At 52.0% G+C, this 11189-nt stretch carries 5 protein-coding genes; 1 reads left to right on the forward strand and 4 read right to left on the reverse strand.

Features of this window, described 5'->3' with window-relative positions:
* Positions 1-415: 415 nt before the first annotated feature.
* Entirely contained in the window at positions 416-703 is a 288-nt protein-coding gene (locus tag MHH60_RS16540; RefSeq protein WP_076138449.1) for a hypothetical protein, read from the forward strand.
* 44 nt (positions 704-747) lie between these two features.
* Here the strand turns inward: MHH60_RS16540 and MHH60_RS16545 are convergent, their stop codons facing one another.
* From MHH60_RS16545 to MHH60_RS16560, 4 genes are read right to left on the reverse strand one after another with little or no spacing between them, the layout of a single operon-like run.
* The gene (locus tag MHH60_RS16545) at positions 748-3495 is read right to left on the reverse strand and encodes an alpha-mannosidase (protein WP_076138450.1); all 2748 of its coding nucleotides are present in this window, start codon (positions 3493-3495) and stop codon (positions 748-750) included.
* 21 nt (positions 3496-3516) lie between these two features.
* Positions 3517-6678, reverse strand: coding sequence for an alpha-amylase family protein (locus MHH60_RS16550; RefSeq protein ID WP_370511515.1), 3162 nt, complete (start codon positions 6676-6678; stop codon positions 3517-3519).
* Entirely contained in the window at positions 6675-7994 is a 1320-nt protein-coding gene (locus MHH60_RS16555; protein WP_076138452.1) for a glycoside hydrolase family 125 protein, read from the reverse strand. The genes MHH60_RS16550 and MHH60_RS16555 overlap by 4 nt, the downstream gene beginning before the upstream one ends.
* A 36-nt stretch (positions 7995-8030) precedes the next feature.
* Positions 8031-11189: an alpha-mannosidase gene (locus MHH60_RS16560; protein WP_076138453.1), complete on the reverse strand. Its 3159-nt coding sequence runs from the start codon at positions 11187-11189 to the stop codon at positions 8031-8033.

The raw sequence follows: 11189 nt of genomic DNA on the forward strand, positions 1-11189 counted from the left end.
TTTGGATTTCACTTGCGTGATTTCCTACTCACTCGTTGTTCAGTTTTCAAAGATCAAGTTCTCGTTGGCGCCGTTCAATGTCTCAGCATCAACTCTTATACTATATCATGTTCGGCTATTTAATGTCAAGCTCTTTTTTAACTTCTTTTTCGAGCTCGGCATGTGTACTTCTTGGCCGGACTTAGAATATATCATGTATGGAGATGCATTGCAAGCTTTATTTTAAAAAAACTAAACACATACTTCTCCGCAATTGTATCGCAACCGTATTCCCCTTTTCCGCGTCTATCTATTAACATCAGAGCCCCTTCATACATAGGCATCAATCAATTCCATTATTTTTTGGCAAAGAGGTGATTCATATAAAGACCTTGCATGATCTCTAGCTTCCCTCAAAAAGGAGGTTGGAGAATCAATGAGCAGAAGTGTGAAAAAGCAACCCGTGTGCAGCGATCAACAGAAACACGGTTCCTCATGGGCAAAAGAACAAGCCAATAAAGCCGTCCGCCGCTACCCTGGCGACATCCCTAAAGGGAAATGGTATCAGAAACTGTATAACAGCTGGAACATTTGCGACTACAGCTTTTACCAAACTAAACAGCAGGCGATTCATGAATGGGAGACAAACAATTGGATCCAGATGAGATCCCCCTCCCGCCAAGAGGCCATTCAAGATTGGCATAAGTCTTATAGAAGAAAGTAAATCAAAAGATGCCCCGGCAGGGAGGCGCCGGGGCATCTTTTTACTTAGAAGCTTAATTTCGCACCTACAGTTACAATCTCAGATGGTCCGATCTCTAAATGGTGAACCGAAGACGTTGCTCCTTGTAAAGCAGGGTTAGACTGCTCTAAGATATTGCTTTTAAATAAATACTCTTGAGGACTGTTCACTTTCAGTTGCAATTGTGTCCGCTGAGCGGACATATTGTACCAACGCAAAAACAAGTCGCCGGAAGTTCCGTTCATTTTCATAGATGAGAAGGCCATGTTATCTCCCTCCCAAACCAATGGGGTATATCCAGAGTTCAACTTCCCGCTATGCAGGCCGGTCTGACATACCGTCCAAGGGATCTGGAATTGATAGGCCTCTGTAAATGCCCGCTGTTCACTTCCCTCACCAGAATGAGGAATCAGCTCCAGTTGTGCTGTATATTCGCCCAGGCACTGAGCTTCCGGTGTTGGGAACCAGCCCCAATCCCCCAATTCCCCTACGCTGCGTAGCAAGGTGACGGCAATAGTATTGCGTCCATCCCGCAGAACCTCATATTCGTTCAATCCCTGGTTGGCTACCGTAAGTCCTACATCGCCATTGCTGACATCCACAAAGGATTGCTGATGTTGAGTGTTGCTCGGATTTACCCATTCTGGTGCCGGATTATTGTCCCGCGTAGCCACTTCGAACATAGAATCTACACGATGCACATCGGTAGACAGATCGATCGGGAACAGCATTCGCACCCGGTGATCCTTGGCTTGGTTATTAATTGTGGATTCAATATGCACACCTTTGCCTTCCCGCTCCAGCGAAACGACGGTACGAAGCTTCAAAACCACCGTGTTTACACTCCGCTGCGCTTTACGCTCAGGATAATACACAAGTGCACGCTGTTCCGCCTCCAAGGTGTCATCCGCCGAAGCCGGAATCTCCCAGTCTATTCGGATCTCAATGGCCGCACGGAAGGGAGAGTCTTCAATCACCTTAATGACTGCAGGCTGGCCTTTGGTCGTCAGCGCTTGTTCACCTTCTGGCTGCTTGTACATGTATTCATTGCCTACGTCTCCGGTATTCTCGTAAATCCCCAACTCATGATAAGTGGTACCGCTATGCTTATCCAATAACGTAAATGAACCATCCTCAGCAACAACTACCTTGAGAGATGCATTCTCCAAGCTGCGCTCTCCTTCTATTAAAGAGCTTCCCTGAGCGGATTCCGTAGTTGATTGTACCCAAGCGTAAGTACAGAGCCCAAGTGCAGGCACATTGCGTGCTTCAAAAGTAAGTCTCACCTTGCGGCACATATACGGCTGGCGGAATTGGTCATCAGGCAGATCGTAACCAAAGCTTAAACCCAGGTCTTCCACTGTAGACGCTAATTCCTCCCCTGTGTGATCGACGAGAATCCGGCCGGACAAATCAACAGCCAGCATTCTGCGGGCGGTCTCATCCAAAGGATAACCCTCGCGCAGATATAACCGTTCAGCATCCAGCTCTATAGTCACCGTTCCCGTACGCTTCCACCCTGTGGTATTCATCACTACAAAAGGAACTGCATCTTCCCCGTAGGCGGAAAAGCCCGAAGTCTCCACTTGATCTGCGATAAACTTAGCACTGTCATCTATGATGCTTTCGGCAACATGCCGGCTTTTATCAAAACGAGTTACCATCTCACGATGCACTTCATCCACACTACAACCACAGATACTGTCATGCGGATGGTTCTGCATCAGCGTCTTCCAGGCATAGGTGAATAGATGGTGCGGGTAGTCTTGTCCGGACAGGCAGGCGATGGAGGCCAGCGGCTCGGCTACTTTTTCCAAAAGAGTCTGGCCCAGCTGGTTCATCTGCTTCAAATAAACCCGGGCTGAGGCTGTGTTCACTAAGGTGCCCCATCCGTCTGTACGCTGGCTGCGCAGTTCCCCTGTAACGGTGGAGAGCTCCCGCTGACCCGAGGATAATTGCTGATCCAAGGCTTGCAGATAGTCCGGGAAATTTGAATGCACGAACTTCACCTCAGGGTATAGCTTTTCGGCGGTGCGAATAGCTTCCGGCAAATCCAATTGCAGAGGCTGGTGGTCGCACCCGTTCATGAACAATAACTCCCCCGTTGAAGCATACTTCTCTGCATCCGCAAGCTTACGGTCCCAGAATTCCCGAGCCGCACCTTCCTCAACAGGAACTTCATTGCCGTTAGAATACCAGTTGGCAAATAGGATACCGAGAATTTTGGATCCATCCGGTCCTTCCCAGATCAGCTCGGAGAAAGAGGACTCATAACCCGCATCCGATACAGTGTTGTTAAATCCCGTAGGCTTCACCCCGCGTCCAAAAAAAGCATTCGTAATCCCTGACTGCAACATCAGCTGCGGAGTCTGTCCAACCAATCCAAAGGTATCAGGAAAATAACCGATTTTGGAAGGCTTGCCGTATTTCTCGGCATCCTGATGGCCGATCTGCATATTCCGCACATTTGCCTCGCCGCTCGTCAGGAATGCATCCTGCAAAATGTACCAAGGTCCAATCAAGATTCGCCCATCCCGGATATACTTCTCCAGCTTCTCTTTGTTCTCTGGCCGAACCTGAAGATAATCCTCCAGAATAATGGTTTGCCCATCGAGGTAAAAACTGCAGAAGGCGGAATCTCCGTCCAGCTTCGCAAGCAGTGCATCCACCAGCTGAACCAGACGGACGTGGTGTTTCTCATAGGGCAAATACCATTCACGGTCCCAGTGAGTATGGGACACGATATGGGCTGTTTTGGTTGTTGCGTGGGTCATCTGTGTGTACACCTCAGTTCTTCAGCATTTATTAAGCGTAATGTTAACCTCTTCAGGTCTATAGACAGCTACCAGCTTGCCCGCTGAATCAGCTGCAAACAACACCGAACGTTCTTTCTCCAGTAAAAATGAGTAGTGAGCTCCAGTTGCAGGATCTTTTATTTCAAGTTCGGCATCCCAGGCGTATTCAGATACGAAGATATACAATGAACCTTCTGCAAAAGCAAGCTTCCGCCCGTACACACCTGGCAAGTCTCCCCCGCTGATCCACTCCAGCTCGGTTACGATACCTGCGGCTAGTGCAGCATATTGGTAGAGCGCGGCGATCGGCTCGTCTCGGTCATTCAGTTCTAAAGGTAGCGGGCACCAGAGCAGGCGACCTGTGCCAAGCTGGCGTTCGATGAGGTAATCACCTACACCGCCTGAGCTAGACGAATCAACATCTGCATTTGCTGGCGTTTCTTTGACTAGCTCCGCGATTCGCTTCTGTCCGTAGGACACTGCAAACTTGCGTCCGTTCAATAGAAGCTGCTCCTCACGGCGCATGTTGCCAAGTTTACGGGCTCCTACTATTGCGTCCATACGATCCGAAGGCTGCCAATACGCATCAACCCCCAATGCTCCAGTAATGAGTAGAACGGCACCTGTACGCTCCACTATGTCCAGCAATTGCTGAAGGGCGTCATTATCCAGATTGTGCACACTCGGCAGGAGAATCAACTTAGCCGGCTCTGCCTCCAGCGGAGCCAGATCGTATTCCGATACGGCGCGGAAAGGCAAATGAAGCTGATAAGATAAGATCCGTGTCAGGCGGGTAGTCGCATCATAGGCGAGCTTCCGGTTAGAGAAGTCATTAGAGTAAGGGAAAACCACGGTAATCTCTTCCAGCTTCCGCCCGTCAAATAATCCCCCGGCTTCGCCGATGAACCGCCCAAAATCATAAGACACATCCGCTTCCGGCTTCTCAGTCCCATCGGCCCGCAGCGCACCGATCTGTGATTCATTGGCATTATCCATATAAAAGTTCGTGTTCCAGATCCATTGCACAGCCCCGGCACCTCCAGAAGCAAACGCATAGGCATATTTGCGCTCCAGCACGGCCCGCAATTCTTCCTCACTGCGTTTAGCCCGTCCGTCTGGCGTCTCTACGTACATGATGCCGGTCTCCTGAATGAGGTTCGGTTTGTGATGGGTTTTGGCAAAAATCCCATCCCAGAGCAGATTGTCATTCAACCACCAGCTGTGAACAGTGGTGTAATCGACATCGCGCTCATAAAAGAACGGCGATGGCCGTTGGGCACCCAAAGCCTCATCCTGCCCTACGGTCACTAAATGATCTGGGCAGAGTTCCTTGATAGTGCCGCTTAGCTCCCTTGCCCATACGTTGTGCATGTCCATGGAGAACAGGCAGTAGTCGAGCCAACGTGTGCCGCGCTTCCCGGAATGAATATCCTGCACACTAAAGTTAATCTCTTCTTGCTCAGGAGGTTGTGCAGCCGCAAAATCCGGCAATTCCAGCGGCGTCATATTCCAGCGCTCTTGTAGCGAAGTTATATCACCATGGCGTTCTTCCAGCCAAGCAGAGAAAGCAGCGCGTTCATATTTATCTCGCGCCGAGCTCGGTCCGTCCGAGAAAATCCGCGGCGGATCGAACATTGACGGTTCATTGATCAAATCCCAATCGACATGGGTTGTCGTGCGATGCCGTGCGACGATGGAGCGGATGAACCGTTTTTGCGCTTCTACACTGCGCGGATCGAGATAAGGATTCGTCCCTTCCCAAGTCTCCGGCGTAAAGGAGAAGAACGTAAAGGTAACCTGCAGCTCATGCCGCTTCGCAGTCAGTAGAAAAGCATCAATCGCCCGCAGCACTTCTTCCGAGGCATGACCGTCTACCTGCATAATATTGCGGTAGGCTGTCCAGATGCCGGTACGAATCCAGTTGATGCCTGCCTTCCGCATCTGTGCCATATCCCGATCCCAGACATCAGCATTTGGCAGGAATAGAAACTTCCGCGCTACGTCAGAGGTCATATAAGTCATGCCGACAACAGGTAAAGGCTGACCGTCTTTGATAAAATAATCTCTTCCAGCCTTAATCGGTTCCCCCTGCGATAACAGGCCCACGTCATATCCCCAAAAGCCTTGACGCAACATCCGCACTTCGCCTTCTTCCGATACAGCATGGCAAGAAAGATGATACAGGCCAGGTTGAATTTCTACAGCAAGCGGTACACGTAGGAAGTTTAGCTCGCGACTAACCTCAAGCTTGCACGCGTGAGTGAAACATGGGATAGACTCCCCGTCTTTGCTCAGAGTGATGTTCAGGGTCCACTGCGCTGATGTCGGTGACGATTGGCTACGGCTTAGCCGCTGGCCCTGCAAAAACAGCAGCGGCCGCTCGCCTTCTTCATAAGAAGCATAGTTGGGCTTCAGCCACAGCTCTGTTACACCCCGAGCGGCAAAGGTTGCCCAGCGGGTTAATGCTTCCGTTCCGCCTTGATTCCAGAAATCAGGCGTAAGCGGTTGGCCGATGAAGAGCCAGCGGCCACCGGCAAAAGGCCCGCCGATATGCTCCCACAGCACAGCTGGAGCAGAAACTTCACGCCCGGCGGCGGTAATGCCCTTAAGCAGCGGATAGATCCGCGTGTCCATGGGGCCACTGGAACCCATCTGCTCCGGCAGGTCACTGCTTTTAGTGACATGCGGCACCAGGTTCCAGGTATCCGACAGGGCCAGCAGCTGCTCATCGCCTACAAAGAGCGGAATGTCTCTAAGCGCGACATGCTGCTGTATGCGATCTGCGCTGCTCACACGCAGCGCTTCATGGATATGCAGCTGGCGGTGATAGGCAGTCTGCTCAGCTTCGATCCGCCACTCTTCAGCGACTAGGCGGACTGGATACTTAAACGGGGCACCGCCAATGCTGATCAAGCTGCCGCCTCTGCTCAAATAGGCGACGATGGAAGGCCAAGCCTCCTTCGGAAAGTATGGAGCATGGAAGCTAACGAAGCAGTCCCCGGCCTTGGCGCTGTCTAGCGTTGCGGCCAGCTGTTCTGCATAAACAGGAGGGTCAGTATGATGTATTCCTATAGACTGTGCCTGTTCCGTTGTCAGTCCGCCCGCTGCGTTATACCCGGGAAAAGACGGATCCGCGAACAGGATGATGCGGCCCCCGCTCACAGAATACCTTCCTTCATCGCCCGATAGACAAGCTGCGAGAACAAGCTGTTCGACCATGCAAACCAGCTGCGGGTAAATACACTAGGATCATCCACATGGAAACCTTCATGCATATATCCGGTTCCGGCATCCGTACTTTCCAGCATGGCAATCAGTTCCAGCTTCTCTTCGGTAGTCTGAGCCGTAATGCCCTGCATAGACAACGCCATATGCCAGATATAGTTCTCCGGAGTGTGCGGGCTGCCGATCCCTTTAGCAGCTGTGCCTTCATAATAGAACGGATTTTCTTTGCTCAATGCGAAACGTCGGGTGTTCTGATAGATGGGATCATCCGCCGAAGCGTAACCCAGATACGGAATGGAGATCAGTCCGGGCGTTCCCGCATCGTCCATCAGGCAGTAATTGCCGAAGCCGTCGGTCTCATAAGCATAAATCGGACCAAACTCCGGATGGCGATAAATGCCGTAGAGCTTGATGCCATGATCCACTTCAAATTCCAGCTCTTTAAGTTCAGCCAGGAAGTCTAGATCGCGGAAGACCCACTCCGCGAATTCCTGCATCTGGCGCAGCGCGACAACGGCGAACATATTGCCAGGAATGTTGTAGTGGAAATCACAGGCATCATCGCTGGACCGGAACCCCGACCAGATCATTCCGGTATAGTTCACCGGCATGCCTAGACCGCTGTTGCGCAGAGAATCTTCCGGAATGCCGTTATTGCGGCTGAACCGGTACGGAGACTGCTCGAAATGCCGCTGCTCTCTTTTGAACAAATCGAAGATCTGGCGCATGGCCGACTTGAACCCCGCGTCGAAGAAATCCGTCAGGCCCGTCTCTTTCCAGTAGGTATAAGCGAGGCGCACAACAAAACATAACGAATCAATCTCAAATTTACGCTCCCATACCCATGGTGACATCTCGGTCACATCCGTAGTGTTCCAGTGCCAGTCATTGGCCGACTCATTAAATGCATTGGCGTAAGGATCGATATGAATATACTGAATATGGCGTTTGATAAGACCGCCGATGATGCGCTGGAGATCGGGATCGTTTTTGGCCAGAGGCACGTATTGAATTACCTGCTCCACTGAATCACGCAGCCAGGAGGCCGGAATATCGCCGGTAATCACAAAGGTGGTTCCGTCATCCAGCAGTTTAGTAGTCGTCTCCAGCGTATTCGGAAAGCAGTTCTTGAAGAGCTGCAACAGCTTCGGGCGATGTGCCAGCTTCTCCTCCGCTTCGGCAAGCACTTCTTGTACGGCCTGCGGCAGCGGCAGCTGGGGCATTGCTATTTTGGGTAATCGGAATTGTTCCAAGTGAGTTATGCTCCTTTGCATCTGTGATGTGATTATTTAATTTCTGATGTAGATTGTTTTGATCTCGTAAGGGGCAAAGTGAAGTTCCAATTCACCGCCAGCCGTGTGTCCGATCAGTTCCAGCTGCTCTTCCAGAGCATTGGACAGGTAGACGCTTTGAACCGGATGCTGCCATTTGAGCTGAACCCGCTCGCGGCCTCCCGAGGATTCGTAGAAACGGAGAACAGTCCCCTGCCCGTCCTCGGATGGCTTAATCGTATCCAGCACCACATGCTCACCGGAGAATCCGATAAATGAGCCTGTTGGCGGCAGCTGCCCCTGTGTTGATGAAGCTGCAAAAGTATACAGCTCATGATTTAGCTCTGCTGCACGGTGAACAGTATGAGCCTCCCGCCAATCCCCACGGTGCGGATATAGCGAATAGGTGAAGTCGTGCTCGCCGAGATCCGCAGTAGCATCCGGCCATTTCGGCGCGCGCAGGAGCGACAAACGAATGGTGCTGCCTTGGATGTCATAGCCGTATTTGCAATCATTCAGCAGACTGACGCCATACCCACGTTCGGATACATCGGCAAAACGGTGCCCGCAAACCTCATACTGCGCCTGCTCCCAGCTGGTGTTGCGGTGGGTCGGACGTTCCAGCGCACCAAATGGGATCTCGTAAGTCGCCTTATCCGCGACAACATCAATCGGAAACCCTACCTTAAGCAGCTTATGGGCTTCGTTCCAGCTCACATGCGTCTGGAAATCAATCCGGGAACTATGGTGATGTAGAATCATATCCTGAGTAATCTCGGATTGGCCCAGCTTCCAGCGGAAGCGCAAAATATCCTGCACCGCACCAGTGCGGATCACTGCCTTTTCTATAAGTTCAGCCTCCCCGGCGGGTTGGGCTTCATAACGGTTGTCAATGTCCCAGGCATCCCAAAGCGTCGGACGGTCATGGAAAAAGTGGAAGCGGTTCGCCGGCTCACCGGATTTTACGATCTCCCGGTTTCCTTTTTTATCAAAAAGACTGGTGATTTCTCCCCGCTCATTAAAGGTAATACGATAATAGTCCGTCTCCCAACGGTCGCCGAAGGGAACAGCTCCTGCAGCTGTTTGATTATGTTCAGCAGCGGCAGGTTCTGCATTACTTTCATCGGATGTGTTCTGTGACAGATCACGAATCCAGATTGTTTTGTAGCCAAAGGCCGGAATCTCCGGAACGTGAACCGAGACACCAGAAATTGCTGCCTCCTCCGTCAGGACATCTGCTTCCAGCAGCACGTTATCCTCGCCATACACCGCAAAGTTTCCGCTGGCGGCTACTTCTTCGCTGAGGGTAAGTTCGACCACGGCATCCCGCGCCCAACCCAAACTATTAAAAACAATGTAGGGTGTGCCCTCGCCTGACGTGTTAATGTTCCCGGCCAATGCCGCAAGCCCCGGCTGAAGCGCAACACGGCCAAGCTCAAACACCTCTGCGTATTCCTTCTCCGAGGTCTCGTAAGCTTCGGTAATCGCCGAGCCCGGAATAATATCATGGAACTGGTTCAACAAAATCAGCTTCCAGCCCTGATGCAGCTGCCCGGCAACTACGGTACATTGCTCCGTATCCAGCTGCGGCGAAGCTAATGTCTGCCACAGCTCTGCTTCACGGTACAACACTTCCGCCTTGCGGTTGTTCCGCTTGTTGCGGCCGTGCGTAGTGTAGGTGCCGCGGTGCAGCTCCAGATACAGATCACCCCGCCACTGCGGCAGCTGCGGCTGACTGCGCGTAATACCTGCGAAGAAATCCGCGGCATTACTGTATTTACTCTCCGGCTGGCCGACCATTAGCTCGGCACGCTGGATATATTCCAGCATCTCGCGGGTGACCCCGCCGCCGCCGTCACCATGCCCATAGAGCAGCATCTGCTCATTATGTTTATCTTTTTCGCGGAAGGACTGATAGTGTTCATGAACATCTTTGGGCAGCGTATTCTCATTGACCCCATGATTCAGGTAAGACAACATCGGCGTGCCGTCAATGCCGACCCAATGAAACAGATCGTAAGGGAAGACATTTGTGTCATTCCAGCCCAGCTTGGTGGTCATAAAATATTTGATTCCACCATGCTGCAGAATCTGCGGCAGAGAAGCGCAGTAGCCGAAGGTATCCGGCAGCCACTCAATCTGCGAGGTCCGCCCGAACTCTTCGAGATAAAAGCGTTGGCCATACAGCATTTGCCGCATTAGTGATTCTCCGCTCGGAATGTTCAGATCCGGTTCGATCCACATCCCACCGACCAGTTCCCAGCGTCCTTCACGGATGCGTGCCTTGACCTTCTCATAGAGTACCGGGTCATTGTCTTTCAAATATTCGAACAGCAGCGGCTGGCTCTGTGCATATTGATAATCAGGATATTCGTCCATCAGGGCATTCACCGTCGAGAACGTCCGGCTCGTCTTGCGCACGGTCTCACGCGCAGGCCACAGCCAAGCAATATCGATATGGGACTGGCCCACCATGTGGATTGTTCCTTCGGCATGACCGCCGATCTCCCCGACTCTGCCCCGCAGCTTCTGCTCGATTCGCGTAATCTCACCACCCTCGCGGATCTCCTGCGTGGTAAGGCCAACGAATTCATCCATCGCCACATACAAAGCTTCCAGCATCCGGTTACGGCGCTGGTCCTGCTCAGGCAGCAGAATTGCTGAATCGCGAATCACTACTGCCGTGTACATTAGACTCTGCACAGGTCTGTTCACCAGCACCAGCTGGCTGTGGATCAGCCGAATCGGCGGCTGGATCACCGCCTGTTGATTTAATGGATCCACCGGCTCGGGGACCGGATCGAAGAGTTCGATTTCCAGGTCCAACGGACGGCCAGATGGATCACCTGCCAGAGTCACGAAGGTATGATTACGGTCGAGTCCTTGCCGCGATTCACCGTTCACCCGCAGCAGCCCTTCCCCACCTGAAGCAAAAATCAGCCCGGTGTGGCCCGGTAGCCAGTTAACCGGAATCTCTAAAGTACGGCGGAAGAAATAGGTCGTTCCTTGCACACTCGGGAACAGATTATAATTGCCGCCTTCTTTGTAAGGCTGCAGCTTGTCATACTGTCCCGGCAATTGATACACCGAGGACAGAATCTCCCAATCGCGCAATTCCTGCACCTCTAGCCATTGCTGCTCGGAGAGCTCGCGGATGAAGCGTTTAATGCGTTCCAT

The organism is Paenibacillus sp. FSL H7-0716 (assembly GCF_038002705.1).
Lineage (GTDB): Bacteria > Bacillota > Bacilli > Paenibacillales > Paenibacillaceae > Paenibacillus_AQ > Paenibacillus_AQ odorifer.